The sequence below is a fragment of the Sphaerotilus hippei genome, from assembly GCF_003201595.1.
In the GTDB taxonomy this organism is placed as follows: domain Bacteria; phylum Pseudomonadota; class Gammaproteobacteria; order Burkholderiales; family Burkholderiaceae_C; genus Sphaerotilus; species Sphaerotilus hippei.
Genome location: NZ_QJJS01000001.1, coordinates 85,327 through 110,176, shown reverse-complemented (window position 1 = coordinate 110,176; position 24,850 = coordinate 85,327). Strand labels below are relative to the sequence as shown.

The 24,850-nt window shown below is 69.0% G+C and carries 28 protein-coding genes and 1 riboswitch; of the genes, 9 read left to right on the top strand and 19 right to left on the bottom strand.

The features are described 5' to 3' along the window. Positions 1–12 precede the first annotated feature (12 nt). The 13 genes from C7444_RS00590 to C7444_RS00535 all read right to left on the bottom strand — a co-directional run bounded on the left by C7444_RS00590 (position 13) and on the right by C7444_RS00535 (position 10,184). A complete protein-coding gene (locus tag C7444_RS00590; RefSeq protein ID WP_110399141.1) occupies positions 13–603 on the bottom strand; it encodes a DUF1345 domain-containing protein in 591 nt (196 codons plus the stop codon). A 145-nt stretch (positions 604–748) separates the two neighbouring features. Beyond that, a complete protein-coding gene (locus C7444_RS00585; RefSeq protein WP_110398879.1) occupies positions 749–964 on the bottom strand; it encodes a YjfB family protein in 216 nt (71 codons plus the stop codon). A 45-nt stretch (positions 965–1,009) separates the two neighbouring features. Beyond that, complete coding sequence (locus C7444_RS00580; RefSeq protein ID WP_245909342.1) at positions 1,010–1,699, bottom strand: tRNA-uridine aminocarboxypropyltransferase; 690 nt, start codon at positions 1,697–1,699, stop codon at positions 1,010–1,012. Between the two features lies 1 nt (position 1,700). Beyond that, positions 1,701–2,180, bottom strand: coding sequence for a 6,7-dimethyl-8-ribityllumazine synthase (locus C7444_RS00575; RefSeq protein ID WP_110398878.1), 480 nt, complete (start codon positions 2,178–2,180; stop codon positions 1,701–1,703). Positions 2,181–2,188: 8 nt separating this feature from the next. Continuing rightward, a riboswitch (FMN riboswitch) is annotated at positions 2,189–2,357 on the bottom strand. A 298-nt stretch (positions 2,358–2,655) separates the two neighbouring features. Further along, complete coding sequence (locus C7444_RS20755; RefSeq protein WP_259372547.1) at positions 2,656–2,790, bottom strand: hypothetical protein; 135 nt, start codon at positions 2,788–2,790, stop codon at positions 2,656–2,658. A 124-nt stretch (positions 2,791–2,914) separates the two neighbouring features. Continuing rightward, positions 2,915–3,214 carry a hypothetical protein gene (locus tag C7444_RS00570; protein WP_146219319.1) on the bottom strand — a complete coding sequence of 100 codons (300 nt, stop codon included), beginning with the start codon at positions 3,212–3,214 and terminating at the stop codon, positions 2,915–2,917. 94 nt (positions 3,215–3,308) lie between these two features. Then, a complete protein-coding gene (locus C7444_RS00565) occupies positions 3,309–4,178 on the bottom strand; it encodes a transglutaminase-like domain-containing protein (RefSeq protein WP_110398876.1) in 870 nt (289 codons plus the stop codon). Beyond that, positions 4,153–4,911 (bottom strand): class I SAM-dependent methyltransferase, encoded by a 759-nt coding sequence (locus C7444_RS00560; RefSeq protein WP_110398875.1) that lies wholly within the window; start codon positions 4,909–4,911, stop codon positions 4,153–4,155. The genes C7444_RS00565 and C7444_RS00560 overlap by 26 nt, the downstream gene beginning before the upstream one ends. A 360-nt stretch (positions 4,912–5,271) precedes the next feature. After that, positions 5,272–6,414: a branched-chain amino acid ABC transporter substrate-binding protein gene (locus C7444_RS00555; protein WP_110398874.1), complete on the bottom strand. Its 1,143-nt coding sequence runs from the start codon at positions 6,412–6,414 to the stop codon at positions 5,272–5,274. A 182-nt stretch (positions 6,415–6,596) separates the two neighbouring features. Next, positions 6,597–7,340: an ABC transporter ATP-binding protein gene (locus C7444_RS00550; protein WP_211317453.1), complete on the bottom strand. Its 744-nt coding sequence runs from the start codon at positions 7,338–7,340 to the stop codon at positions 6,597–6,599. Between the two features lie 14 nt (positions 7,341–7,354). Continuing rightward, the gene (locus tag C7444_RS00545) at positions 7,355–8,143 is read right to left on the bottom strand and encodes an ABC transporter ATP-binding protein (RefSeq protein ID WP_110398873.1); all 789 of its coding nucleotides are present in this window, start codon (positions 8,141–8,143) and stop codon (positions 7,355–7,357) included. 10 nt (positions 8,144–8,153) lie between these two features. Continuing rightward, positions 8,154–9,236, bottom strand: coding sequence for an ABC transporter permease subunit (locus C7444_RS00540; protein WP_110398872.1), 1,083 nt, complete (start codon positions 9,234–9,236; stop codon positions 8,154–8,156). 18 nt (positions 9,237–9,254) lie between these two features. After that, on the bottom strand, positions 9,255–10,184 hold the full coding sequence (locus tag C7444_RS00535; protein WP_110398871.1) for a branched-chain amino acid ABC transporter permease: 930 nt from the start codon (positions 10,182–10,184) through the stop codon (positions 9,255–9,257). Between the two features lie 368 nt (positions 10,185–10,552). Between C7444_RS00535 and C7444_RS00530 the strand changes: the two genes are divergently transcribed. Next, positions 10,553–10,906 (top strand): nucleotide pyrophosphohydrolase, encoded by a 354-nt coding sequence (locus C7444_RS00530; protein WP_110399138.1) that lies wholly within the window; start codon positions 10,553–10,555, stop codon positions 10,904–10,906. Here C7444_RS00530 and C7444_RS00525 read toward each other — a convergent pair. After that, on the bottom strand, positions 10,888–11,820 hold the full coding sequence (locus C7444_RS00525) for a Rossmann-like and DUF2520 domain-containing protein (protein WP_110398870.1): 933 nt from the start codon (positions 11,818–11,820) through the stop codon (positions 10,888–10,890). The two genes, C7444_RS00530 and C7444_RS00525, sit on opposite strands and share 19 nt — an antisense overlap. A 36-nt stretch (positions 11,821–11,856) precedes the next feature. Between C7444_RS00525 and C7444_RS00520 the strand changes: the two genes are divergently transcribed. Then, positions 11,857–12,702, top strand: coding sequence for a 2OG-Fe(II) oxygenase family protein (locus tag C7444_RS00520; RefSeq protein WP_110398869.1), 846 nt, complete (start codon positions 11,857–11,859; stop codon positions 12,700–12,702). Positions 12,703–12,815: 113 nt separating this feature from the next. Next, positions 12,816–12,989: a hypothetical protein gene (locus C7444_RS20135; protein WP_170130580.1), complete on the top strand. Its 174-nt coding sequence runs from the start codon at positions 12,816–12,818 to the stop codon at positions 12,987–12,989. Positions 12,990–12,998: 9 nt separating this feature from the next. Here the strand turns inward: C7444_RS20135 and C7444_RS00515 are convergent, their stop codons facing one another. Continuing rightward, positions 12,999–13,892, bottom strand: coding sequence for a LysR family transcriptional regulator (locus tag C7444_RS00515; protein ID WP_110398868.1), 894 nt, complete (start codon positions 13,890–13,892; stop codon positions 12,999–13,001). A 105-nt stretch (positions 13,893–13,997) separates the two neighbouring features. Here C7444_RS00515 and C7444_RS00510 point away from each other — a divergent pair, with 105 nt between their 5' ends. Beyond that, positions 13,998–14,918, top strand: a complete 921-nt coding sequence (locus C7444_RS00510; protein ID WP_110398867.1) for a DMT family transporter — start codon at positions 13,998–14,000, stop codon at positions 14,916–14,918. Positions 14,919–14,934: 16 nt separating this feature from the next. Further along, the gene (locus C7444_RS00505; RefSeq protein ID WP_110398866.1) at positions 14,935–15,156 is read left to right on the top strand and encodes a tautomerase family protein; all 222 of its coding nucleotides are present in this window, start codon (positions 14,935–14,937) and stop codon (positions 15,154–15,156) included. Between the two features lie 5 nt (positions 15,157–15,161). Here the strand turns inward: C7444_RS00505 and C7444_RS00500 are convergent, their stop codons facing one another. After that, complete coding sequence (locus C7444_RS00500) at positions 15,162–15,515, bottom strand: hypothetical protein (RefSeq protein WP_146219318.1); 354 nt, start codon at positions 15,513–15,515, stop codon at positions 15,162–15,164. A 134-nt stretch (positions 15,516–15,649) separates the two neighbouring features. Here C7444_RS00500 and C7444_RS00495 point away from each other — a divergent pair, with 134 nt between their 5' ends. The 3 genes from C7444_RS00495 to C7444_RS00485 all read left to right on the top strand — a co-directional run bounded on the left by C7444_RS00495 (position 15,650) and on the right by C7444_RS00485 (position 17,462). Beyond that, on the top strand, positions 15,650–16,207 hold the full coding sequence (locus C7444_RS00495; RefSeq protein WP_110398864.1) for a sigma-70 family RNA polymerase sigma factor: 558 nt from the start codon (positions 15,650–15,652) through the stop codon (positions 16,205–16,207). Then, positions 16,204–16,404 (top strand): zf-HC2 domain-containing protein, encoded by a 201-nt coding sequence (locus C7444_RS00490; RefSeq protein WP_211317452.1) that lies wholly within the window; start codon positions 16,204–16,206, stop codon positions 16,402–16,404. Before C7444_RS00495 ends, C7444_RS00490 begins: the two co-directional genes overlap by 4 nt. 146 nt (positions 16,405–16,550) lie before the next feature. Further along, the gene (locus C7444_RS00485; protein WP_110398862.1) at positions 16,551–17,462 is read left to right on the top strand and encodes a helix-turn-helix domain-containing protein; all 912 of its coding nucleotides are present in this window, start codon (positions 16,551–16,553) and stop codon (positions 17,460–17,462) included. On the opposite strand, the gene C7444_RS00480 is transcribed toward C7444_RS00485, so the two are convergent. Beyond that, the gene (locus C7444_RS00480; RefSeq protein ID WP_110398861.1) at positions 17,449–20,127 is read right to left on the bottom strand and encodes a bifunctional acetate--CoA ligase family protein/GNAT family N-acetyltransferase; all 2,679 of its coding nucleotides are present in this window, start codon (positions 20,125–20,127) and stop codon (positions 17,449–17,451) included. The two genes, C7444_RS00485 and C7444_RS00480, sit on opposite strands and share 14 nt — an antisense overlap. Before the next feature lie 507 nt (positions 20,128–20,634). Between C7444_RS00480 and C7444_RS00475 the strand changes: the two genes are divergently transcribed. Continuing rightward, positions 20,635–21,021, top strand: a complete 387-nt coding sequence (locus C7444_RS00475; protein ID WP_245909341.1) for an SET domain-containing protein — start codon at positions 20,635–20,637, stop codon at positions 21,019–21,021. Between the two features lie 210 nt (positions 21,022–21,231). On the opposite strand, the gene C7444_RS00470 is transcribed toward C7444_RS00475, so the two are convergent. Together C7444_RS00470 and C7444_RS00460 are read right to left on the bottom strand one after the other, a co-directional pair. Further along, positions 21,232–22,932, bottom strand: coding sequence for a long-chain-fatty-acid--CoA ligase (locus C7444_RS00470; RefSeq protein WP_110398860.1), 1,701 nt, complete (start codon positions 22,930–22,932; stop codon positions 21,232–21,234). A 1,038-nt stretch (positions 22,933–23,970) separates the two neighbouring features. Beyond that, positions 23,971–24,837, bottom strand: a complete 867-nt coding sequence (locus C7444_RS00460; protein ID WP_110398859.1) for an HDOD domain-containing protein — start codon at positions 24,835–24,837, stop codon at positions 23,971–23,973. Between the last annotated feature and the right edge of the window lie 13 nt (positions 24,838–24,850).

Sequence of the window (24,850 nt, the reverse complement as noted above, 5' to 3'; positions counted from 1 at the left end):
CATGCCCGCGCGTCAGAACATGCTCGCCGCGATGTTGATCGAGAACGCCAGGATGGCGGTGTTGAACAGGAAGGACAGCAGCGACTGCAGCAGCACCAGGCGACGCATCGGCGGGTTCGTGATGCTGACGTCGGCGGTCTGCGAGGCCACGGCGATCGTGAAGGCGACGTAGAGGAAATCGCCGTAATCGGGCCGGAAGGCCGGATCGGCCTCCGGGAAGCGCAGCCCGCTGCCATGGGGCGTGCGCCAGTACACGCTCGCGTAGGTCAGCGCGAACATGGTGGGCACCAGCAGCCACGAACCGGCCACGGTCGCCAGCGCCAGGGCGATGTGCGGCAGGGCATGCCGGGCGCCCGGCACCTTGGCCGCCGACAGTTCGACCACGATGCCCGCCAGGCTCACCATCGCCGCCACGATCACGATGAACAGCACGGTGGCCGCCCCTTCGGCCTGGGCCACGGCGATGCGCCGCAGCCGCAGGTGATCGGCCTGCAGCATCATCAGGCCGGCCAGCAGCAGGTAGAGCCACACCGTCACGTTCCAGCCGATCAGGCTGCGGGTGATCAGCGCGGACGTGGCCGGCAGCAGCCAGGCCGCCGCCATGCCCGTGACCAGCGCCGCGAGCAGACGAGGATGGGCCCGCAGGTGGGCGGCGAGCCGGGGGACATGCGCAGTCACGGGCAGCGTCTCTCCAGGTCAGGACCCCCGCGACCGGCGGGGACATGCCCGGATGGTAGGGCCGCCGGACTCAGGCGTAGGTGTTGATCTGGGTGCCGACCGATCCCGACGTGGCCAGCGGCGGCTGCGGCAAGGCCTGCAGCAGCTGGGCGGCCGAACCGGCCTCGACATCGAGCGCCTTCTTGAGCACCAGCATCGAGGCCGCGCCCGACACCGTGCCGGGAGGACCCGACGACGCGCCGTTGACCAGCGCACTGCTGGCGGTGGAGGCACTGATGGGGCTCATGGGAGGCTCCTGCTCAAATCTGCACGAAGGATGGGACCTTCCGGGTCATCGGCACGGCGGCCCCGAACTGGAGGCCGCCCGCACCAGCCGGTCCTCGACAAAACCGTCGAAGGCCTCCAGCAGCGCCTGCCAGCGCTGCGGGTCGCCCCTGGCGGTCGTCGATTCCAGCTGCTGCAGTGCCAGCACGGTGGCCTCCAGCGTCGAGAGCTGATCGGGCCGGCGGGCCCGGCGCACGGCACGGTAGTGCGAGGGCGGCGGGTCGTGCAGCGCCAGGCGCGGCAGCTGCTGCAGCAGCGCGTTGAGGTAGAGCATCTTGCGGCTCTTGCGCCAGGTGCCGTCGAGCACGACCAGGCGCAGCCGCGCCGGATCCTGCAGCTCGTCCGGGCACGCGGCCGGCGCGGACCGCAGGCCGGGGTCAGCCTGCGCATCGGTGTCAGGATAGAGCAGCACCGGGCGGCGCGACGAACCCGGCGGTCGCAACCAAGCTTCCAGCGACACCGGATCGAAGGTCTCGCCGACGAACAGCCGGCAACGGGCCAGGCTGAGCTGCAGCAGGCGCGCGCTGCCCTTGGCCTGATTCACCTCGAGTGGATGCTGCAGGATCAGCACCTCGACCTGATGATCGGTCGGGGCCGCCCAGCGGCACAGGCAGCTGGCCAGCGGCCGCTGGCAGGCGGGGCAGAGGGCGCGGCGCGAAGGACTCGGCGCCGCCAGGGCGTCGGGCCCCTGCGTCACGTCAGCGCGACAGCAGCGTCGACACCTGGCGGTGCAGCGCCAGGGTCTGCAGCGCGGCCTGGGCGGCCTCGATGCCCTTGGTCACGAAGTGCTCGGAGAACCAGCCCTGGTGGGTGGCGTGCTCGTGGAACTGGTGCGGGGTCAGCACGGCCGACAGCACCGGCACGCCGCTGTCGAGCTGCACGCGCATCAGGCCGTCGATGACGGCGGTGGCGACGAAGTCGTGGCGGTAGACGCCGCCATCGACCACCAGCCCGAAGGCGACGATGGCATCGAAGCGGCCGGATTCGGCCAGGCGCCGGGCCAGCAGCGGGATCTCGAACGCGCCGGGCACGTCGAAATGTTCGACCTGGCTGGCGGCGACGTCATGGCGGGCCAGTTCGGCCACGCAGGCGTCACGTGCGCGGTGCACGATGTCACGGTGCCAGGAAGCGCTGATGGCAGCGATGCGGGGAGCGGAAGCAGCAGAGGTGTGAGTCATGATGGTGTGGCCAGTCTCTTTCATCCGGACTGTGACCGTCGGCCCCGGAGTCACACCGGGTCTGCTGACCCCGCCGGCATGAGCCTGCGGGCGCTCGCGGGCTCATGCCGTGAGCCCGCGAGCAGCCCCACCACCATCACCGCCGGTGGGGAATTCCACCCCGCCCTGAGAACGCTGGAGGCGCCGTTGCGAGCGCCTCCGGGCCACAGTGTAATGCGCTCAACCGCGCGGCGCCCGGGCCGTCCGGCGCGGGAACAGGTCCGCCATGCCGGCCGACGTGCTGCGGCGCAAGCCACCGATCAGGCGGGCGCCGGTCCCGGATCCGGCCGTCGCGGATCGGCGAAAAGGCGGTGCTCGCCGACCGGGTCGTGCTGCCCCACGTTCGGTGGGACGACGATGGGCTTGCGAGGTGAGGTGCCTCGGCCCCGTGCCGTTGACACCGCGGGCCGCCCGCCGAGGCAGGCGGCCACCCGCATCACTTCCTGCGGGCCCGGACCGGCGCGGCCGCGGCGACCACGGGGGTGGCGACGACAGGTGTCATGGACTTGCCCGGCCCTGGATCCTTCTTGGGCTTCTTGACTTCCTTGTTGCCGTTCTTGCCTTTGGACATGTGCGCCTCCTTGCGATGGATGTCGAGCGCCTCATGGTGCAGGACGGCATCGGGCCGGTCGGTGCGCTGGCACGCAGAACGGTCAGGCCGGCAGGCACGCCCCGGCCAGCGTGGGGCCGGAACCTCAACCGGAACTGGCTTCGCGCTGGGCGCGCTGCAGCTGCGCGCAGATGTTGCGGCCGGTCACGGTGAGCTTGAGGCTGCCCCCCTGCCATTCAAGCCAGTTCAGGTCGACGTAGTCGTCGATCAGGGCCATGTCGATCAGGTCGGCGCGGCAGCGGCGCAGGCAGTCCATCGTCGGCAGCAGGGCACGGCGCAGCTGCTCCAGACGCGGCACCGGTGGCGGAGTCACCTGAGCGGCAACCCCGGAAGGCAGCCGTCCCTTGCGGGCACCGCCGCGGGCGGTGGAGGGGGTAGAGGCCATGCTCGTCTCCGGTAGTTGACGAAACATAGCACCATTGCGTGACGAATCGAAGGGGTTTTTCACGCCGTTGTGAACACCCCATCGATCCGGGGGTTCAAGGCCCCGAATCGGTCGACAAGGCCTCGATGCGGTGCTGCGGGACGGCCCAGCGGCCGCTGTCGTCGGTCACCGCACGCACCTCCAGGCGCGGCAGCGCCGACTGCACGCCGCCGAAGATGGTGGCGAAGGCCACGTCCGCCGCATCCCGCCCGACCCCCAGGCGCACGAAGCCCATCGGGATGGCCGTGCCGGAGGGATCGACGATGTACCAGCGGTGGCTCAGGTAGACCTCGACATAGGCATGGAAGTCGGTCGGGCCCAGGGCCGGGTCGGCGCCGTAGTCGATGCCGGTGGTGAAACGCGCCGGGATGCTCAACGCACGGCACAGCGCGATCATCAGGTGGGCGAAGTCACGGCAGACGCCGACCCGGTCGGTCAGGGTGTCCAGCGCCGAGGTGTGGGAGTTGGTGGTGTTCTGCCTGAAGCTGACCCGCTGGCGCACCCAGTTCTGGATCGCGATCACGCGCCGGTAGCCCTTGGGCAGGTGACCGAACTCGGCCGTGGCCAGCGCGCCCAGCCGGTCGGACTGGCAGTAGCGGCTGGGGTAGATGTAGTTCAGCACCGGCGTGGGCAGCTGGGCCACCGGCACCTCCTCGAGCCGGTCGGGCCACTCGAAGTGCTGCTGGATGTCGACGCAGGCCGTGTAGAGCACCTGCAGCGGCCCCGGGACGGCGGCCAGACGCAGGTAGCGGTTGGCGGTGACCGGATCGGTGTGCACCAGCGGGCGCACCGGCTGGTTGATGTGCAGCTGCTGGCTGACCACCGTCTGGCAGCGGGTGTGCGCGCAGTGGATGTTGAAGACGAAGTCGGCGCCGGGGGGCGCGACGGTGTAATTCAGGTCAATGACCAGTTGAATGCGAACCATGGATCTCCTGGAGCACGGACGGGGCCAGGCCCTCGCGGCGGAAGTGCAGCAGGCGCCCGCTGTAGGCGCCACCGGGACCCTCGGGGTCCTTGATGATCGTTTCCTGCAGACCATACCCCAGCGCCGCCATGCGCCGGTTGAACGCGCTGCGATTGCCGCGGTTGGGGTCGATGATCATCACCTCGCCTGCCGCCGTCGCGTGGCGGGCGATGAACTGGGGCAGCACCCCCGCCTCGTCGCGCTCGTAGAGCACGTCGCTGCCCATGATCAGGCCGAAGCGTCCGTGCAGGCTGGAGCCGTGCGGACTGGCCGGCCCGGCCTCTGCCGGCGCGTCCGGATCGCTGATCGCCCAGTCGCCATGGCAGTAGGGCAAGGGCAGCAGGCCGTTGAGCCTCAGGTTCTCGAGCAGGAAGCTGCCCGCCAGCGGGTGGCAGTCGCTGGCCGTCACGTCGGCCCCGCGGCGGTGGCTGATCAGGCTGGCCAGGGCCAGGCCGCAGCCGATCTCGAGGATGCGCTCGCCGGCACGCACCGGCCGGATCGCCGCCGCCGCCGCCAGGTGCAGCCCCGAAGGCCAGAGCAGCCCGAACAGCGGCCAGGCGGCCGACGAGATGCCCACCGCCTCGGCTTCGCCGAGCGGATCGGCGTACTGCTGGCGATCCAGCAGGCTGCGGATGTGCAGGCTCGCCAGGCCGGCGACCGTGATGTGTTCGTGTTTGACGAGGTAACCCGGCACGGGTCGGCCCTTCTGGAAGCAGAGATGCGCGGCAGGAACCGGAGCGCTCGCCCTCAGGGTGAACGCTCCGAAGATCGGCGCTGTGCTGTACGAAGATGGATCAGGGCACGGTGTGCGGCCCGCTCGCCGAGCGGGCGCCACTGCGGGCGCCGAGGGCATGGACGCGAGGCAGAACGAAGATCGCCGCCCGGTGCAGGGCCCGACGGCGATGGCCGAGCATACGCGCCCGGCGCTCGACCCCGAAAGATCGGGGCACAAAAAAACGGGCGGCCCGAAAGCCGCCCGTCCACGCCCCATGACGGGGCGTCCATCCGGCCTGCCATGCCACCCGGAAGGGCAGCCGTGGGCCGGAACGGTGAATCAGCGCACCACGGCGATCTGCTCGCGGTTGCCACCCTTGTAGGTGTAGAGCGTCAGCGCGCCGTTCTTGATGTCACCCTTCTCGTCGAAGGTGATGGTGCCGGTCACGCCCTTGTAGCCGGTCGTCTTGGCCAGCACCGGCAGGTACTTGGCCGGCTCGGCGGAGCCGGCCTTGACCATCGCGGCCACCAGCACGTTGGTCGCGTCGTAGACGTACGGTGCGTAGATCTGCACGTCGGTGTTGAACTTGGCCTTGAAGGCGGTGCGGAAGACGTCCATGCCCTTCTTGGCTTCACCTTCGACACCACCGGCCTCGGCGCAGACGACCTGCTCGTCGGCCATCGCGCCGCCCGACAGCTTGGGCAGCTCGCCGGTGCAGATGCCGTCACCGCCCATGAACTTGGCCTTGATGCCCAGCTGCTTCATCTGGCGGATCATCGGTCCGGCCACGGCGTCCATGCCGCCGAAGAAGATCACGTCCGGCTTCTTCGACTTGATGTTGGTCAGGATGGCGGTGAAGTCCGTGGCCTTGTCGTTGGTGGCTTCGCGGCCGGCGACCTTGGCGCCCGCGGCGGTGGCGCCCTTGATGAACTCCTCGGCCACGCCCTGGCCATAGGCGGTGCGGTCGTCGATGACGGCGACCGTCTTGCCCTTCAGGTTCTTGACCGCATAACGGCCCAGCGTGCCACCCAGGTGCACGTCATCGGCCACGACGCGGAACGTGGTCTTGAAGCCCTGGCGGGTGAAGGTCGGGTTCGTGGCCGACGGCGAGATCTGCGGGATGCCGGCATCGCTGTAGATCTTCGAGGCCGGGATGGAGGTGCCCGAGTTCAGGTGGCCGACGACACCGGCGACCTTCGAGTCGACCAGCTTCTGGGCCGCGGCGGTGCCCTGCTTCGGATCGGCGCCGTCGTCTTCGGCCAGCAGTTCAAGCTTGACCTTCTTGCCGCCGATGACCACGCCCTTGGCGTTGAGCTCGTCGATGGCCATGCGCGCACCGTATTCGTTGTCCTTGCCCAGGTGGGCGATGCCGCCGCTGGTCGGAGCCACGTGACCGATCTTCACGACGGCTTCCTGAGCGAACGCGGAGCCGGCAGCAGCCACGGCGATGGCAGCCAGGACGGGTTTCACGATGAATTTCATGAGCGAGAGCCTCGAGGTTGAAGGACAGAGACAAAGAATAAACATGGACGGCGGACCCATGCAAGCCGCGTGCGCAAGGCACTGCCGCAGACAACGGATGAGCGTCGCAGGTCGCCGACATCGGTCGGCAGACTCGGGAAAACACGGCCCGATCCGGGGGACCGGACCGTGCGGAATCGACATCAATGGCCGAGGTAGGCTTCGCGCACCTTGGGATCGTCCAGCAGCTGACGGCCGGGGCCGGTCATCGTGATCTGGCCGGAATCCATCACGTAACCCCGGCTGGCGAGCGCCAGCGCACGGCTGGCGTTCTGCTCGACCAGCAGGATGGTGACGCCCTGGCGGTGGATGTCGGCGACGACCTCGAAGATCTTGTCGACCATGATGGGCGACAGGCCCATCGACGGCTCGTCGAGCAGCAGCACCTTGGGGCGCGCCATCAGCGCACGGCCCATGGCCAGCATCTGCTGCTCGCCACCGGACATCGTGCCGGCCAGCTGGTCGCGCCGCTCCTTGAGCCGCGGGAAGATCGCGAAGACCTTCTCGATGTCGGCGTCGATGTCCTTGTCGTCACGCACGTAGGCGCCCATCTGCAGGTTCTCGGTGATGGTCATGCGGGTGAAGGTGCCACGCCCTTCAGGCACCATCACCAGGCCCTGCTTGGCCAGATCCCAGGCGCCCTGGCCACGGATGCTGCGGCCCAGATAGGACACGTCGCCATCGGCGACCGGCTGCAGGCCGGTGACGGCCTTCAGGCTGGTGGTCTTGCCCGCCCCGTTGGCCCCGATCAGGCTGACCAGCTCACCCTCGCGGACCTCGAGGCTCACGCCCTTGACGGCCTGGATGCCGCCGTAGGCGACCTTCAGGTTGGACAGGCTGAGCAGGACCGGCGCGGCGGCGGAAGAATTGGGAATTGCACTTGCCATGGTGTCGGTCATGCTCAGTGGGTCTGGTGATCGGCGCCCAGGTAGGCCTCGATCACCTTCTCGTTGCTCTGCACCTCTGCAGGCGTGCCTTGCGCGATCAGCTTGCCGTAGTCCAGCACGCTGACGCGGTCGCACAGGCCCATCACCAGCTTCACGTCGTGCTCGATGAGCAGGATGGTGCGGCCGTCGGTGCGGATGCGGTCGATCAGCTCGCGCAGCACGACCTTCTCGGTGGCGTTCATGCCGGCGGCGGGCTCGTCCAGCGCGATCAGCTGCGGATCGGTGGCCAGCGCACGGGCGATCTCGAGGCGACGCTGGTCGCCGTAGCTCAGCGTGCGGGCCTTGAAATCGGCGTACTTGCCGATGCCCACGTACTCCAGCAGCTCATGCGCCCGGGCGGTGATCGCCGCCTCCTCGGCCTTGAAGCCGGGGGTGCGCAAGATCGCGCCGAGCAGGCCGGAGCCGGTGCGCACGTGGCGACCGACCATCACGTTCTCCAGCGCGGTCATCTCGGCGAACAGCCGGATGTTCTGGAAGGTGCGGGCGATGCCGGCCTGGGCCACCTGGTGCACGGCCTGGGGCGTGTAGGGCCGTCCGGCGAGCTCGAACGTGCCGCCGTCGGGCGTGTAGAGCCCGGTGACGACGTTGAAGAAGGTGGTCTTGCCCGCGCCGTTGGGGCCGATCAGGCCGTAGACGTGGCCCCGCTGGATGGTCATCGAGACGTCGGACAGGGCCTGCAGGCCGCCGAAGCGCTTGGAGACACCCTGGACGTTGAAGACGATGTCGGATGATTTCTGGGTCATGTCGGTGTCCTCACTTCGGCTGGATCGCGGCTTTGCCGTGCTCGGACGAAGGCCACAGGCCACGCGGGCGCAGCAGCATGACGGCGATCATCGCCAGCGCGATGAGCAACTGCCTCAGGATGGCGGCATCGAGGCGACCGTCGGTCATGGCCTGGATGTCGCCAGCGACATAACGCAGCACTTCGGGCAGCGCGGCCAGCAGCACCGCACCCAGGATCACGCCCGGCAGGTGGCCGAGGCCGCCCAGCACGATCATCGCGACGATGATCACCGACTCTGCCAGCGTGAACGACTCCGGCGAGATGAAGCCCTGGAACGACGCGAACATCGCGCCGGACACGCCCCCGAAGGTCGCGCCCATGCCGAAGGCCATCAGCTTGAGGTTGCGGGTGTTCAGGCCCATGGCCTTGGCGGCGATCTCGTCCTCGCGGATGGCCATCCAGGCCCGGCCGATGCGGGAGTACTCCAGGCGGTGGCAGATGATCACGCTGAACACCACCAGGGCGAGGAACAGGTAGTAGTACATCGCGACCGACGGGATGGTCACGCCGAACAGCACGTGGTCGTCGCCGAAGCTGTAGCCGCCGATGTTCATCGGATCGATCTGGCTCAGGCCGCGCGGGCCGTTGGTGATGTTGATCGGGTACTCCAGGTTGTTCATGAACACCCGGATGATCTCGCCGAAGCCCAGCGTGACGATGGCCAGGTAGTCACCGCGCAGCTTGAGCGTGGGGGCCCCGAGCAGCATGCCCGCCCCGGCAGCCACCAGCGCGGCCACCGGGATGATCACCCAGATCGGCAGGTGCAGCCCGTCGGGGAACATGGCCTTGATGGCCGGGAAGTTCTCGCTCAGGTGCGGCGAGGCGCCCAGCGCGTAGAGGTAGGCCCCCACCGCGTAGAACGCCACGTAGCCCAGGTCGAGCAGGCCGGCGTAGCCCACCACGATGTTCAGGCCCAGGGCCAGCAGCACGTAGAGCAGGGCCAGCGCCATGATGCGCACCCAGCCTTGTCCGAACTGGGCCGCGAACAGCGGCAGCGCCAGCAGCGCGACGGCCGCCAGCAGAAAAGCGATGATTCGAGTCTGTCGATTCATGTCGATGTCCTTGGGGGCTCAGGCGCGATCGGCCACACGCTCGCCCATCAGGCCGCTGGGGCGCAGGGTCAGCACGAGGATGAGCACGACGAAGGCGAAGATCTCGACATACTGGCTGCCGAAGACACCACCGGTCAGGTCGCCGAGGTAGCCCGCACCGATGGCCTCGATCAGGCCGAGCAGCACGCCGCCGACCATCGCTCCGGCCAGGTTGCCGATGCCGCCGAAGACCGCGGCCGTGAAGGCTTTCAGGCCCGGCAGGAAACCCATGCTGTGCTGCACGGTGCCGTAGTTGGACGCCCACATGATGCCGGCGATGGCCGCCAGGGTCGCGCCGATGACGAAGGTGGCGCTGATGATGTGGTCAGGACGCACGCCCATCAGGCCGGCCACCTTCGGGTTTTCGGCCGTGGCCCGCATCGCGCGGCCCAGCTTGGTCTTGTTGACCAGCCAGAGCAGCGCCGACAGCACCACGACGGTGACGATCAGGATCACGATCTGGGTGACCGTGATGACCGGCCCGTCTTCCCAGAGGTTGTAGACCGTGTCGGGCAGCAGCTGCGGATAGGGCTTGGGGTTGGGTTTCCAGATGATCATCGCCAGGGTCTGCAGCAGCAGGCTCATGCCCATGGCGGTGATCAGCGGCGCCAGACGAGGTGCATTGCGCAGGGGCCGGTAGGCGATCTTCTCGATCGCGAAGTTCAGCAGCGAGCAGACCACGATGGCCGCGACCATCGAGATCAGCAGGATGACCCAGCCGGGCCAGCCTGTGCCGGCGAGGGCCGTGGCCACGCTCCAGCTGGTCATTGCGCCGACCATCAGCACTTCGCCGTGGGCGAAGTTGATCAGGCTGATGATTCCATACACCATCGTGTAGCCCAGTGCAACGAGGGCATACATGCTGCCCAGCACCAGACCGTTGATGATCTGTTGTACAAAAATGTCCATCCGGTCGTTCCTGTTGAAGGCAGTTGTGCCGCCTTGTTCTTGCCGTATCCGTCCACACGAGCAAGCCTGATGCCTGACCGTGCAGAAACCGGTGTCGGGCCTGCTTTACCCTGTGGCGCCCGTTCGGCGACACGGAAAGCCGCATCCCAAAATGATCAGGATGCGGCTCAAATGCACTTCAGCAGTGCATTTGCGCATCATAAATGCGCACCACTTGAATTTCTTTTGTGTTTATCCGGATGATCCCGTCAAAAACTCAGTCTGTATCCGATTGTCCCGAGACCGGGTTCGTCCCTGCCAGCGAGGAAACCCCGGCTTGCGCTCCGGTGACCGCTGCTCCGCCACGGAGCACACCCGCCGGCGGTGTGCTGGACATCGGCGCGCTGCAGGCCCGGCTGCGCCGTTTTGCCGACGAGCGGGACTGGGCGCCGTACCAGACGCCCAAGAACCTCGCGATGGCGATGGTGGTCGAGGCCGCCGAGCTGGTGGAGATCTTCCAGTGGATGACCCCGGAGGCGTCGACCCGGATCGCCGAGCAGCCCGAGGTGCAGCAGCACCTGGGCGAGGAGATCGCCGACGTGCTGCTCTATCTGGTGCAGATCGCGGACCACAGCGGCATCGACATCGGCGCGGCCGTGCACCGCAAGATCGGGATGAACGCGATCAAGCACCCGCCGCTGCGCCGCGCCGAGGCGGGCGCCGATCAGCCCTCGGCCACCTGAACCGGCGCGGGCGAGGCCTGCAGCGCGGTGGCCAGGCGCTGCAGGGTCGCCGCGTCGAGCCGGCCGGCGCCGTCCAGCAACGCCAGCTGGCGCCACGCCAGCGCGTCGTAGAGCGCCAGCGGGCCTGGTGCCAGGGTCACCAGTTCCTGGCGCTGGTGCCGGATCACGCCGTCATCGCCCCTCGCCACCGGGCCGGCCACGGCCCCGGCCAGGCCCCGTGCCTCGGCTGCCGCCAGGGCGCCCCGCGACAGGGGCAGCAGGGCGCGCAGCATGGCGGCCTCGTCCACGCCGAAGCTCGCCCACAGCTGCGCGGCCTCGTGCAGCACCGAGATCAGGCCGCTGGCGGCCAGTCCGGCCGCGGCGTGGTAACGCGCCCGCATGCCCGGAGGCAGCGTGATCGCCACGAGCCCCAGCGCGGCAGCCAGTGCGCGCAGGTCTTCGTGCAAGGCCGGGTCGGCGGCCTCGACCGCCACGCTGCAGCCCGACAGGCGCCCGGCCGCCCGTTCGGGATCGGAGAAGATCTGCAGCGGGTGGAATCCACCCGCCCGGGCGCCACGACGCTGCGCCGCGGACAGCACCTGCAGCTCGCTCGCCCCGCTGCAGTGCACCACCGCCTGGCCCGGTCGCCAGGGCCAGGCGGCCGCCGTGGCTTCGATGGCATCGTCAGGCACGGTGAGCAGCACCAGGTCGGCCCGCTCGACCAGGGGCGCGACCTCGAGGGCCAGCCCGGGCCGCCCCAGTGCCGTGGCGAGCGCGCGCGTGCGCTCGAGGTCACGGCCGGCCAGGCCGGCCAGCGGCCAGTCCAGCGCCAGCAGGCAGCGGATCAGGGCCTGAGCCACCCGGCCGGTGCCGATGAAGCCGATCACCGGCCGCCTCAGCGCCGGTGTCGGAGAAGGTTCGTTCGTCTGCAACATGGCCGCAGTGTGGCCGAACGGTGCTAGCCTTTCCCGATGAGCCACGACATCCAGGTGGTCGACTGCACCGTCGCCGACGCCCCTCGCCGCTTCTGCGACAGCCTGCGCGACACCGGGTTTGCCGTGCTGACGCGGCACCCGATCCCGGCGAGCCTGGTCCAGGGCATCTACGCCGAATGGCTGGACTTCTTCGACTCGCCGGCCCGTCTGGCCTACCCCTTCGATCCGCGGCGCCAGGATGGTCATTTCGCCCCCCAGGTGGCCGAGACGGCCAAGGGCCACACCCGGCGTGACCTGAAGGAGTATTTCCACGTCTACCCCTGGGGCCGCTATCCGGCCGAGGTGTCCGATGCGGCGCGGCGCTACCACGACCTGGCGCAGTCGCTGGCGGCCGAGCTGCTGGGCTGGGTCGAGGCGGGCTCGCCCGAGACGGTCCGGGCGGCTTACAGCATGCCGCTGCCCGACATGATCCAGGGCAGCCGGCAGACCCTGCTGCGGGTGCTGCGCTATCCACCCCTGCAGGGTGACGAGCCCCCCGACGCGCTGCGGGCCGCCGCCCACGAGGACATCAACCTGCTCACGGTGCTGCCTGCGGCCAGCGACACGGGGCTGCAGGTGCGTGGCCTCGACGGCCGGTGGCGCGACGTGCCCTGCGACTTCGGCTCGCTGGTGATCAACACCGGCGACATGCTCCAGGAGGCCTCGGGCGGACATTTCCCGTCGACCACCCACCGGGTGGTCAATCCGCAGGGCGCGGCGCGACAGCGTTCGCGGCTGTCGCTGCCGCTGTTCCTGCACCCGCGACCGGACGTCCGGCTCTCGGCCCGGCACACCGCCGGCAGCTACCTGGACGAGCGGCTGCGCGAACTCGGGGTGATCTGAGGCCCCCCGCCTGCGGGCGCTCCGGGCCGGGCCCGCGCCGCAGTGGTGTACCCTGAAGAGCGGCCCCTGCCCTTTCTGGTTCGGGTCGCGCCCCACCAGACCCAAGGATCCCCATGGCCACCAAGCCCAATTACCAGTTCGAAAAACGTCAGCGCGAAATGGCCAAGAAGAAGAAGAAAGCGGAAAAGGAACAGCGCAAGACCACGGGCGGCCCGTCGGATGGCCAGGAGCACGACAACACCCAGGGCGCTGCCCCGGGGCAGGAAGACGCGCCTTCGGCGGTCTGAGCCCTCGGCTCAGGCCGTGCCACCGGACACGGTGGCGACGACCTGCGTGTCGGCGACCAGCTGATCCGCCAGGGCCTGCAGGGCCGGCATGCCGGCACCGCGGCGATGGACCAGCACCGTGGTCGCCACCGCATGATCGGCCCGGCCCAGCGGATGCACGCTCAGCACCGCCTGCGGGTCGGCCGACAGCAGCACCCGCGGCACCAGGGCCATGCCCATGCCGGCGGCCACGCAGCCCAGGATCGCGTGATAGGAGCCCATCTCGACGATGCGCTCGGGCGTGACCCCCTCGGCCGCCAGCCAGGACTCCAGCCTCAGCCGGTAGGCACAACCGGCGCCGAAGGTCAGCAGCGTGCGGGTCTGCAGCTCGCGCGCGCTGCGCATCGGCCCCTGGGTGGCCGGCGCGATCAGCACCAGTTCCTCCTGCCACAGCGGCAGCACGTCCAGGCGCTCGGTGTCCACCGGCGCGCAGACCAGCGCGGCGTCCAGCCGGCCGTCCAGCACGTCGGCGATCAGTGCCGCGGTCGGTGCGGTGCGCAGCTCCAGCTGCACCTTCGGGTGGGCGACATGGAACCGCGCCAGGCTGCCCGGCAGGCGGGCGGCGGCCGTGCTTTCCATCGAGCCCAGCCGCAGGCGCCCGCGCGGCTCGCTGCCGTGCATCGCCGCACGGGCCTGCTCGGCCAGATCGAGCAGCCGGTCCGCATAACCCAGCAGCAGATGCCCCGCGGGCGCCAGCACCAGCCGGCGCCCCTCGCGATGGAACAGCACCACCCCGAGCGCCGCCTCCAGCTGCTGCACCCGGGTGGTCACGTTCGACTGCACCCGGTGCAGCCGCTCGGCCGCCCGGGTGACGCCGCCTTCGCGCACCACGGTGCGGAAGATGTGGAGATCGTCCAGATCCATCTCATTTCAAGATAATTTGATTCATGTTAATTCATTTCCCAGCATGAACGACCGGGCCTAAGCTGGCGACCCGTGCATCACCCGGCCTCCCGGCCCCGCGCTCGAATGACCTCACGCACGAACAGCCGCACCGGTGACCTGGCCGCCCTGGGAACGGTCGCGATCTGGACCGGCTTCATCCTGATTTCCCGGCTGGGCGGCCGCAGTGCGCTGACCGCCTGCGACGTGCTGGCCCTGCGCCTGGGCACGGCCGCGCTGGTGCTGCTGCCGCTTTCCGTCGGCGCCCGGCGGCTGCCTGCGGGCATCTGGCGTGATCCGCGGCTGTGGTGCCTGGCCATGCTGGGTGGCGCCGGCTACGGGCTGCTGGTCTACAGCGGCTTCAAGCACGCCCCTGCGGCCCACGGCGCCATCCTGCTGCCCGGCCTGCAGCCCTTCCTGATCGCGCTGCTCGCTTGGCTGACGACCGGCGCCCTGCCCGGCCGCGCGCGCCTGACGGGGCTGGTGGCGATGGGGGCCGGCCTCGCCTGCGTCGCCTGGCCCTATGTCAGCGGGCAGGACCGCTGGAGCGCCGACCTGCTGCTGGGCGACGGCCTGCTGCTGCTGTCCTCGGTGGTCTGGGCCGGCTACAGCCTGCTGGCCAAGCGCTGGGGCCCTGCCCCCTGGACACTGACCCGCTTCGTGGCGCTGGCGTCGGCACTGGTCTACCTGCCGGTCTATCTGCTGTGGCTGCCCAAGGCCTTGTCGCAGGTGCCGGTGGGCATGCTGATCTTCCAGGGCCTCTATCAAGGCCTGGGACCGACCATCCTGGCCATGCTGCTGTTCCTGAAAGCGGTGCAGCATCTGGGCCCCGAGCGCACCGGAGCGATGATCGCGCTGGTGCCGGTGCTGGCCGGTCTGGCCGCCGCACCGCTGCTGGGCGAGGCCGTCACCGCCTGGCTGCTGGGCGGGCTGGCCCTGGTGTCGACCGGGGCCTTCCTGGCCGCCCGGCCGACGACGGTCGCCCGCGGCACCTCCCGACCCTCATGAGACCAAGGAAATCCACATGCCCTACGTGAACATCAAGATCACTGAAGAAGGTCCGGCCACCGCCGAGCAGAAGGCCCGCCTGATCGAAGGCGTCACCCGGCTGCTGCAGGACGTGCTGGGCAAGAACCCGCAGACGACCGTGGTCGTCATCGACGAGGTGCCGACCGACAACTGGGGCATCGGTGGCGAGAGCATCACGCAGCGCCGCCTGCGCAGCGCCCCGCCCCGCTCGACCTGAGGGCGTCAGTCCTTGACCGCACCCTTGACCTTCTCGGCCACCTCGCGGGTGCGTTCGGCCACCTCGCAGACCACCTTCCGGCCGGTGCTGCGGGCCTGCTGAAAGGCCTGGACCGCCGTGGTGGCGACGCCGCTGGCGGCCACCGACGCGGCCTTGCCTGTCTCCTGGGCGGCCTGACGCACGGTCTGGCCGGCCTTGCGGGCCGCTTCGGCGGTGGCCGCGCCGGTCTCCCGGGCCCGGTCGGTCACGCTGGCCGACGCGGCCTCTGCCGCCGGCTGCTGCGCGGCGGCCAGACCGGACGCCATCGTCAGGACCACGAGCGCAACGGCCCGGACGGAAGGACGTGGTGAGCTGTTCATGCGGGGATTCTCCATGGGATGCGGGTTCGACCGGAGCCCGGCGGCATGGTTCCGGCGTGACCGGCCGCGCATCGATCACCCCGGGTCCGTACACTGCCCGGCACACCCCACTCCGGAGCGCTCCCGCTGCCGCCATGAGCCCCTTCGCCCGTGAGATCGAGGCCCTGCGCCCTCAGCTGATGCGCTACGCCCGCAGCCAGTTGCGCAACGACGCGTGGGCGGAGGATGCCGTGTCCGACACGCTGCTGGCCGCGCTGGAGAAGCCGCACAGCTATGCCGGCACCTCACAGCTCAAGACCTGGCTGGTCGGCATCCTCAAGCACAAGCTGATCGACCAGTTGCGCCGCCATGCCCGGGAGGCCACGGTGCTCAGCCAGGACGACGAGGCGGACCTCGACGACCTGCTGTTCGACCAGGACGGTCACTGGAGAACATCCCCTGCCGACTGGGGCGACCCGGAGCACTGCCTCGGCCAGCAGCAGTTCCTGAGCGTGCTCGACGCCTGCATCGAACGCCTGCCGGCGACCCAGGGCCGGGTCTTCATGATGCGCGAGTGGCTGGAACTGGACGCCGACGAGATCTGCAAGGAAATGGCGATCTCGTCGACCAACCTGTGGGTGCTGCTGCACCGTGCCCGCCTGCGTCTGCGCGAGTGCCTGCAGCAGCGCTGGTTTGTATCGAGGACGCCATGAAACTGATGCGCACCTGCCGAGAAGCTGCCACCCTGATGCTGCAGGGAGCGGACCGTGAGCTGCAACCGATCGAACGGCTGTCGCTGCGCCTGCACCTGCTCATGTGCAGGCACTGCAGGCGCTTTCGCCAGCAGACACGTTTCATGGCCCGCACGATGGACCCGTGGCGCTCCTACCGAGACCAGGAAAAGCGGTAACGAAAATCCAGTGAATGTCAACCAGAAATAGACATTGAACCCTTGAGTGTCTCTCATAGGAGACACATTCAAGACAAGGTACGATCTGCAATATTTTATGGATTAAACGATGCAAATCGTCTCACCCTGTTCACTCCTGAGCACCGATGGCTGACCGCCTCCAGGTTCTCCTCGAACGCTTCCAGCCCGCTGCACGCCTGACCCACGCGGGATTGCTGGTCCGCCCCGCCCTCCCCGGCCATGAACCCTCCGGAACGCCCGCAGGCGATGCACAGGCCCGCAACGCACGCACGGCCGAGGGCCTGCTGGTGCTGGTGCGCCGGGGCGCGGTGCAGGTGGAAACGGCACGGACCGACCTGCCCCGCCGCCAGATCACCCAGCCCGGGCTGCTGTGGGTGCCGCACTCGGCCGGGTCGGTGGCCCTGCAGGCGATGACGGTCGAGGGGGTCCAGCTGCTGGCGGCCCGGTTGCAGATGGGCCGCCCGGAGCTCAACCCGCTGCTGCGCAGCCTGCCGGCATCGCTGCAGATCCATGCCACCGATCTGGGGCCGCTGCAGGGCATCTGGACGGCGTTGTGGGAAGAACTGCTGGGTCAGGGCTGCGCCCACCAGGCCGTGCTCAGGCGCCTGATGGAGGTGCTGGTGGTGCAGCTGCTGCGGGGGCAGGTCCATCGCGGCGACCATGAAACCCCGCCGGAAGGGCTGATCGCCGGACTGGCGGACCCCCGGCTGGCCAGGGTGCTCGACGCCGTGCACCAGCGCCCTCAGGCGCCCTGGACGCTCGAGACGATGGCCGACGTCGCCGGCATGTCCCGGGCGCGCTTCGCGGCCCGTTTCAAGGCCTTGCTGGGGCAGGCGCCCGCGGACTACCTGACGCAGTGGCGCCTGGGCGTGGCGCAGACGCTGCTGCGCGAGGGCCGGGCGATCCACGACGTGGCGTCGGCCGTCGGTTATGCCTCGCCCGCGGCCTTTGCCCGGGTGTTCAGGCAGCGGCTGGGCACGAGCCCGACGGCCTGGCTCGGCCGCCAGCTCGATCCACGGCGCCTCAGAGCGCCTTGACGACCAGCTTGAAGTCCGGATCCTCGGGGAACGGCCGCACGGCGAAGCCCAGGCCGCGCATCAGGCGCAGCATGTTGTCGTTGTTGGCCAGCACCAGCCCTTCGATGTCGGACAGGCCCTTGTCGCGGGCGAAATCGATGATCGACAGCATCAGCCGGGACCCCAGGCCCTGGCCCTTGTAGTGGTCCGACACCACCAGCGAGAACTCGCAGGTGGTCTGGTCCGGGTTGGTGATGTAGCGCGACACGCCGATCACCTCGACCTGCTCGGTGAAGCCGCCCTCGCCGTCCGGTTCACGCTTGCGGTGCTCGGCCACCAGCGCCATCTCGCGGTCGTAGTCGATCAGCGTGTAGCGCGCCAGCATGCGCGCGGGCAGTTCGTGCATCGCGCTGGCGAAGCGGTAGTAGCGGCTTTCCTGGGACAGGCTGCGCACGAAGGACTGCAGCATGTCGGCGTCGTCGGGCCGGATCGGGCGGATGGTGTAGAAGCCGCCCCCCTTCATCGGCCACTCGCGCTCGTAGCTGGCGGGGTAGGGCAGGATCGCCAGGTGGTTGTAGCTGCGTGCCGACGGCGGCGCATGATCGACCACGATGCGTGCATCGACGGCCATCGCGCCGTCATCGTCGATGATGATCGGGTTGATGTCCATCTCGCGCAGCTGCGGCAGCTCGCACACCATCTCCGAGACCCGCAGCAGGATCTGCTCGATCGCGTCCATGTCGACCGGGGGGGCCCCGCGCCATTCGTGCAGCATCTCGGCCACCCGGGCGCGCTCGATCAGGCGGCGCGCCAGGAACTGGTTCAGCGGCGGCAGCTCCATCGCCCGGTCGGCGATCAGCTCGATCATCGTGCCCCCCGCACCGAAGGTGATGACCGGCCCGAAGGGGTGGTCGGTGGTCAGCCCGATGTAGATCTCGCGGCCGCGGCGCTTGGCGCACATCGGCTGGATCGTCACGCCGTTGATGCGCGCGTCGGGCATGGCCTTGGTCACGGCCGCCAGCATGTCGTTGAAGGTGTCGCGCACCCGCGTCGCGGTGGTGACGTTGAGCGCCACGCCCTCGACATCCGACTTGTGCGAGATGTCGGGCGAGTCGATCTTCAGCGCCACCGGATATCCCAGCTGGTTGGCGATCAGCATCGCCTCGTTGGCCGAGCGGGCCAGCATCGTGCGGGTCACCGGCACGTGGAAGGCCGCCAGCAGCGCCTTGGACTCCATCTCGGTGAGCACGCGGCGGCGCTCGGACAGCACGCCCTCGATCAGCAGCCGCGCACCTTCGGCATCGGGCTTGGCCAGCGTCGACATCGGCGGCGGGGTCTGCTGCAGCAGCTGCTGGTTCTGGTAGAAGCTGGCGATGTTGTTGAACGCGTCCACCGCCGACTCGGGCGTGCGGAAGGTCGGCAGGTGCGCCGCATTGAGCGTCGAGCGGCCGGTGCGCACGCGCTCGTCGCCCATCCAGCAGGTCAGCACCGGCTTGCCGATGCGCCCGAACACCTCGGCCACGGCCTGCGCGATGCCGTTGGCGTCGCTGTCGGGCTTGGGCGCGTAGATCACCAGGATGCCGTCCACGCCCTTGTCGCGCGCGCAGGCCAGCAGGGCCTCGCGGTAGTCGTCGGGGCTGGCGTCCTCGGCCAGGTCGAGCACCTGTTCCAGCTGCACGCAGGCGGGCAGCTTGGTGCTCAGCTCGCTGCGCACCTCGTCGCTCAGGTGGGCCACGTCCAGGCCGAGTTCGTTGGCCCAGTCGGCGGCCAGCACGGCCGGGCCGCCGCCATTGGTGACGATGGCCAGGCGCTTGCCCACCGGCTTGAAGCGCGAGGCCAGGCACTTGGCCGCCGAGAAGAGCTGGGTGACGGTGCGCACCCGCACGACTCCGGCACGCCGCAGCGCGGCCTCGAACACGTCGTCGGAGCCGACGATGGAGGCCGAATGGGTCAGCGCCGCATGGGATCCGGCCGCGCGGCGGCCGGCCTTCATCACCACCACCGGCTTGATGTAGGCCGCAGCGCGCAGCGCGCTCATGAACCTTCTCGCATTGTGGATCCCCTCCATATAGATGAGGATGCTGTGCGTTGAAGGATCGTTGGCAAGAAAGTCAAGAACTTGCGGCAAGTCCACTGACGTGTTCGGACCCAGCGAGACCACGGCCGAGAAACCCACCGCATTGCGGCTGGCCCAGTCCAGCACGGAGGAGGTCAGCGCGCCCGACTGCGACACCAGCGCCAGCGGACCGGGGGCGGCCAGCAGTCCGGCGGCGCCTGCGTTGAGCTTGAGGTGCGGCCGCTGCATGCCCAGGCTGTTGGGGCCGAGCAGGTGCATGTCGTGGTGCCTGGCGATGGCCTGCAGCTGGGTGCACAGCGCCGGCGGCACGCCCGAGGTCAGCACCAGCGCGGCCCGGCAGCGGATGCGCCCCGCGATCTCCAGTGCCCCGGCCAGTTCCTCGTGCGGCAGCGCGATCAGCGCGAGGTCGGCCCGGGTCGTCGCCAGGTCCGACAGCGTGCCTTTCATGTCGGTGCTCAGGTAGGTCACCTGACCCTCGAAACCATTGACCTTGAGCTCGCCCAGCATCGTGCGGCCGAGATTGGTCTGCGTGTCGAGCTGGTCGGGGTCTCCGGCGAACACGACGATGGATCGGGGAGCGAAGAGGGGGGTCAGGAAGTGGCGGTCCACGGATCGGCCTCGGTGATGGAGAAGGCTGCGGTGCAGCTGCTGCGGTCGAGACAACTTTGATGCATCGACCGATCTCGATGCTTGTGCGGCCTCAAGACCTCCAGCCATCTTGCCGGAAAGCCCGGGGGATGTGCCTGCAGCTGTCTGCCCCTGACCTCAGTTCCGGTTTTTTTTGTGCCGTGCACTTCCGTTCTATCAACAGGTATTTCTTAAATTCTTGAATTGGTAGTCGTAGTAGAGGTCGCCTGTTTCTGTGGACAAGTCACTTTTCATTTTTTAAATCAATGACTTGAGAAGTTATCAACTGTGTGGGTTGCACCCTGTTTTTTCATAGGATGAAATGACAACAACTTGATCCCCGGGCGCCAGGCCTGTGGATATCCAGCCGCTTGTTCCTGAACTGTCCACAGAGTTGTCACTTGACACCTCCTGGACGCACTCCGACCATGAGGCAACTCTTGTCACGAGGCTGTCTTGGGAACTCCCGCCAATCCGCAGAAATTTGCCGTGCTCAACGCCCCCAGCCGCATCGACGGGATGGGGGCGTTTGCGGCCGAGCCCATCCCGGCACGCCGCAAGATCGGCGAGATCCGGGGCGAGACGATCAGCGTCTACGAGGCCTGGGAGCGGGCGAAGAAGCTGGATCGCATCATGATCGTGGAGGTTTCTCCACGAAGAGCGATCGATGCCTCCAATTCAGCCGATCCGCTGCGGTTCACGAACCATTCCTGCTGTCCCAATGCGGTGCTGCGCATCCGTCAGGGACGGGTCGAGATCTATGCGATGCGTGACATCGACACCGGCGACGAGATCACCTGCGACTACGGCGAGACCCACCACGAGGGGCAGCTGGCCTGCCGCTGCGGGGCGCCGAAATGTCGCGGCAATCTGTGATCCACAGGCTGTGGACAGTTTTGTGGAGAACCTTCGGCCTTCGCGGGACAGCCGATGCATCCGGTCTGTGGACAAGTAAGATGAAATCTTGTCCACAGGGCCTGCTTCTTCATAGAGGAAATAGGCGCTTGTCCACATGTGGACAAGTGTGGTGACAAGATGATCCGGATGAACTTGTCCACATCCTCGCGCTGTTGATATCTTGTCCACTCAGGACGGGCGAAGCTCGCGGCGCAGGATCTTGCCCACAGTCGACTTGGGCAGTTCGGTGCGGAATTCGATGTGGCGCGGCCGCTTGTAGCCGGTGAGCTGTTCCTGGCAGTGCCGGCGCAGCGTCGGCTCGTCCAGCGACGGATCCTTGCGCACCACGAACAGCTTGACCGCTTCGCCGGTGTGCTCATCGGGGATGCCGACCACCGCACACTCGAGCACGCCGGGATGCTGGTTCACCACCTGCTCGATCTCGGTCGGGTACACGTTGAAGCCCGAGACCAGGATCATGTCCTTCTTGCGGTCGACGATCCGGAACTGGCCCTGCTCGTCCATGGTGCCGATGTCACCGGAGCGGAAGTAGCCGTCGGCGGTCATCGCCTCGGCCGTTTCCTCGGGCCGGTTCCAGTAGCCCGCCATCACCTGCGGGCCGCGGATGCAGATCTCCCCGGGCTGACCCGGTGGCAGTTCCCGCCCGTCGTCGTCGCGGATGCTCACGTCGGTGCCGGGCAGCGGCAGGCCGATGCTGCCGGTGTAGGCCGGCACGTCCAGCCGGTTGGCGGTCACGACCGGCGAGGTTTCCGAGAGCCCGTAGCCTTCGGCGATCGGGCAGCCGGTGATGGCCAGCCAGCGATCGGCGGTGGCTTTCTGGACGGCCATGCCCCCGCCGTTGCTGACGACCAGCTCGGAGAAGTCCAGCCGCGCGAAGTCCGGGTGGTTGGCCAGTGCGTTGTAGAGGGTGTTGACGGCGGGAAACAGGTGGATCCTGTGCCGGCCGATGGCCTGGATCAGCGCCGGCAGGTCCCGCGGATTGGGGATCAGGATCATCCGGCTGCCCAGCCGGGCGCTCATGAAGTAGGACACCGTCAGCGCGAAGATGTGATATAGCGGCAGCGCGCAGACGGCGGTCAGCTGGCGCGGGCCCAGGCGCAGCAGCGTCGGCCGGAACCAGGCTTCGGTCTGCAGGATGTTGGCCACGACGTGGCGATGCTGCAGCATCGCGCCCTTGGCCACGCCGGTGGTGCCACCGGTGTACTGCAGGAAGGCGATGTCGTCCGGGCGGGCCGGGCGGTGCGCGAGGTGCTGGTGGCGGCCCTGGCGCAGCGCCTCGCCGTAGCGGGTGACAGTGCGGCCGTAGGTGCGCGGCAGCCGGAAGGGCGGCACCAGCTTGCGCACGTGGCGCACCACCAGGTTGACCAGCAGCCGCTTGACCGGGCGCAGCATGTCCCCCATCGCGACCAGCACGACGTGGCGCACCGGCGTGCGTTCGAGCACCTGCTCGAGGGTGTGGGCGAAGTTCTCGAGCAGCACGATGACTTCGGCGCCGCTGTCCTCGAGCTGGTGCTGCAGCTCCCTCGGGGTGTAGAGCGGATTGACGTTGACCACGGTGCAGCCCGCACGCAGCACCGCCGCGATCGCCACCAGGTAAGGCGGGATGTTGGGCATCATCAGCGCGACCCGGGCGCCCGGGGCGAGTCCCAGTCCCTGCAGGAAGGCGCCGAGGTCACGCGACTGGCGGTCGACCTCGGCAAAACCGATCGGCTCGTCCATGAACAGGGCGAAGTCGCGGTCGGCGTGCTGCTGGAAGGCCGTCTCGAGCAGGTCGACCAGCGTCGGACAAGTCGAAGGATCGATGTCCTCGGGCACGCCCGGCTGGTAGCTGGCCAGCCAGGGTCGGGGGGGAGGCAGGTGGATGTTCATGGCATGAATAATCATCCTGCTGGCGCACGAGCGGCTTGGGGCTTGCCCTTGGTGCCGAGGTCGGGACAGGGAGGAACGATGAAGGTCTTTTCAGCGGGCGGCGTCGCCCGACGTCACCGGTGGGTGCAGGTTCTCGTCGCGGGCCTGGTGCTGGCGTGGGGGCTGCTGCAGGCGTCGCGCGGGGCCTGGGGCTGGGTGCTGGGGGGCGTGCTGCTGCCGGTCCTGCTGCCTGCGCTGGCCGTGGCGCTCGAGTGCCTGATGTCCGCGCTGTTCCATGCCGGCGACACGAGTCCGCGGGCGGGCTGGCGGGCCTGGCTGCGGGCCTGTGGCGCCGAGATCGGCTGGTGCTATCGCCTGTTCGGCTGGGTCCAGCCCTGGGCCGAGGCCCGTTTCCCGGATCGACCGCAAGGTCGGCCGGGCCGTGGCGGTTCGCGCGGGGTGCTGCTGGTGCACGGTTACACCTGCGGGCGTGGCATGTGGCAGCCCTGGCAGGCGGAGCTGGATCGGGCCGGCATCCCTTATGTCTGCGTCGACCTGCTGCCGATGTTCGGCTCGATCGAGCACTACGCTCCCCTGATCGAGCAGGGCCTGCGCGAGCTCCACCGCGCCACGGGGCGGGCGCCGGTGGTCGTGGCGCACAGCATGGGTGGACTGGCCGTGCGGGCCTGGTGGCGCTGGGCGCAACGGGTGCAGGGGCAGGGCGCGCAGGCCGTCACCGCACGCGTCGCCGCGGTGCTGACGCTGGGCACTCCCCATCGCGGGACGGTGCTGGCGCGTGCGGGCCTGACCACCAATGCCCGCCAGATGCGTCAGCGCAGCGCCTGGCTGCAGGCGCTGGCCGCGGCGGAGACGCCGGCCTGGCGTGCCCGCTTCACCTGCGTCTACAGCCACTGCGACAACGTCGTCTTTCCGCCGCTGCAGGCCACGCTCGATGGTGCGGCGGCGCTGCCGCTGCCGGGCCGGGCGCACCTGGAGATGGTCTTCGATCCGCTCGTCTGGCAACAGGTGCTGGCGCTGCTGCGGCAGGCGCCGGCCGCATCAGAGGTCGAGGGTGCGCAGCAGGCGATCGGTGGCGAGGGGCGACAGGCCCGTCAGCGGGCCGAGCAGGGGCAGCAGCCGGGCGTGGTAGGGGTCGACTCCGGCATCGGCCTGCTCGGCTGAGGGGCCGACCCGCAGCGGGTCGAAGCCGGGCCAGCCGGTCTCGGTCAGGCGCGCCAGTTCCCGGCTGAGCTTCACGACCTGGCGCTGCGGCTGGATCAGCGCATGGTCCGGGGCTTGGTCATCGCTGAGCCGGATCAGCACCTCGGGCAAGCAGGCACGGCGCATCAGCGCCAGGCTCAGCGCCATCGTCTCGGTGTCCAGGTCCGGCCGGCCGGACAGCGTGGCCTCGACGAAGTCCGGGGCGTGGCAGCACAGCAGCATCATGCCCAGGTCCTGCATCAGCGTGGCCTCCTGCATCGCCTCGGCGTCATCGTCGCCGCGGTGGACCGCGAGGCCGGCCGCCAGGCTGGCACTGCGGTGGGCGCGGCGCACGAGGTGCTGCAGGCGGGCCAGCGCGGCAGGGTGGGCGGCCAGCTGCCGCTCGACGGTGAGCAGCCCGTCCAGGCTGGCGAAGAAGCGGCTCATGCCCATCATCACCACCGCGGCGGTCACGGTCTCGGTGTCGCTGACCTGGCGGGTGTGGCGCAGCCGGGCCGCCTCGCCCAGCACCCGCGCCATCATCAGCGGATCGTCGGCGACGACCTGGGCGATCGTGCGGGCGTCGACATCGCCCCGCCGGGCCTCGATGGCGGCCAGCAGCGCCAGCTCGTCGGCCGTGGCCTGCATGATGGGGATCGGTGCGGCGGCCAGTGCCTCCGCCCAGGCCTCGGGGTCGGGCCAGGCCAGCCCGGATGGCAGCGTCATGCAGGTTCTCCAG

What these genes read in the sequence shown, in the direction of transcription:
- C7444_RS00555 (WP_110398874.1), bottom strand. Translation starts at nt 6,414, where the DNA reads ATGAAATTCATCGTGAAACCCGTCCTGGCTGCCATCGCCGTGGCTGCT.
- C7444_RS20135 (WP_170130580.1), top strand. Translation starts at nt 12,816, where the DNA reads ATGGCCACCAAGCCCAATTACCAGTTCGAAAAACGTCAGCGCGAAATG.
- C7444_RS00525 (WP_110398870.1), bottom strand. Translation starts at nt 11,820, where the DNA reads ATGTTGCAGACGAACGAACCTTCTCCGACACCGGCGCTGAGGCGGCCG.
- C7444_RS00520 (WP_110398869.1), top strand. Translation starts at nt 11,857, where the DNA reads ATGAGCCACGACATCCAGGTGGTCGACTGCACCGTCGCCGACGCCCCT.
- C7444_RS00545 (WP_110398873.1), bottom strand. Translation starts at nt 8,143, where the DNA reads ATGACCCAGAAATCATCCGACATCGTCTTCAACGTCCAGGGTGTCTCC.
- C7444_RS00490 (WP_211317452.1), top strand. Translation starts at nt 16,204, where the DNA reads ATGAAACTGATGCGCACCTGCCGAGAAGCTGCCACCCTGATGCTGCAG.
- C7444_RS00510 (WP_110398867.1), top strand. Translation starts at nt 13,998, where the DNA reads ATGACCTCACGCACGAACAGCCGCACCGGTGACCTGGCCGCCCTGGGA.
- C7444_RS00575 (WP_110398878.1), bottom strand. Translation starts at nt 2,180, where the DNA reads ATGACTCACACCTCTGCTGCTTCCGCTCCCCGCATCGCTGCCATCAGC.
- C7444_RS00500 (WP_146219318.1), bottom strand. Translation starts at nt 15,515, where the DNA reads ATGAACAGCTCACCACGTCCTTCCGTCCGGGCCGTTGCGCTCGTGGTC.
- C7444_RS00535 (WP_110398871.1), bottom strand. Translation starts at nt 10,184, where the DNA reads ATGGACATTTTTGTACAACAGATCATCAACGGTCTGGTGCTGGGCAGC.
- C7444_RS00460 (WP_110398859.1), bottom strand. Translation starts at nt 24,837, where the DNA reads ATGACGCTGCCATCCGGGCTGGCCTGGCCCGACCCCGAGGCCTGGGCG.
- C7444_RS00565 (WP_110398876.1), bottom strand. Translation starts at nt 4,178, where the DNA reads ATGGTTCGCATTCAACTGGTCATTGACCTGAATTACACCGTCGCGCCC.
- C7444_RS00590 (WP_110399141.1), bottom strand. Translation starts at nt 603, where the DNA reads ATGGCGGCGGCCTGGCTGCTGCCGGCCACGTCCGCGCTGATCACCCGC.
- C7444_RS00515 (WP_110398868.1), bottom strand. Translation starts at nt 13,892, where the DNA reads ATGGATCTGGACGATCTCCACATCTTCCGCACCGTGGTGCGCGAAGGC.
- C7444_RS00540 (WP_110398872.1), bottom strand. Translation starts at nt 9,236, where the DNA reads ATGAATCGACAGACTCGAATCATCGCTTTTCTGCTGGCGGCCGTCGCG.
- C7444_RS00585 (WP_110398879.1), bottom strand. Translation starts at nt 964, where the DNA reads ATGAGCCCCATCAGTGCCTCCACCGCCAGCAGTGCGCTGGTCAACGGC.
- C7444_RS00570 (WP_146219319.1), bottom strand. Translation starts at nt 3,214, where the DNA reads ATGGCCTCTACCCCCTCCACCGCCCGCGGCGGTGCCCGCAAGGGACGG.
- C7444_RS00550 (WP_211317453.1), bottom strand. Translation starts at nt 7,340, where the DNA reads ATGGCAAGTGCAATTCCCAATTCTTCCGCCGCCGCGCCGGTCCTGCTC.
- C7444_RS00505 (WP_110398866.1), top strand. Translation starts at nt 14,935, where the DNA reads ATGCCCTACGTGAACATCAAGATCACTGAAGAAGGTCCGGCCACCGCC.
- C7444_RS20755 (WP_259372547.1), bottom strand. Translation starts at nt 2,790, where the DNA reads ATGTCCAAAGGCAAGAACGGCAACAAGGAAGTCAAGAAGCCCAAGAAG.
- C7444_RS00485 (WP_110398862.1), top strand. Translation starts at nt 16,551, where the DNA reads ATGGCTGACCGCCTCCAGGTTCTCCTCGAACGCTTCCAGCCCGCTGCA.
- C7444_RS00470 (WP_110398860.1), bottom strand. Translation starts at nt 22,932, where the DNA reads ATGAACATCCACCTGCCTCCCCCCCGACCCTGGCTGGCCAGCTACCAG.
- C7444_RS00495 (WP_110398864.1), top strand. Translation starts at nt 15,650, where the DNA reads ATGAGCCCCTTCGCCCGTGAGATCGAGGCCCTGCGCCCTCAGCTGATG.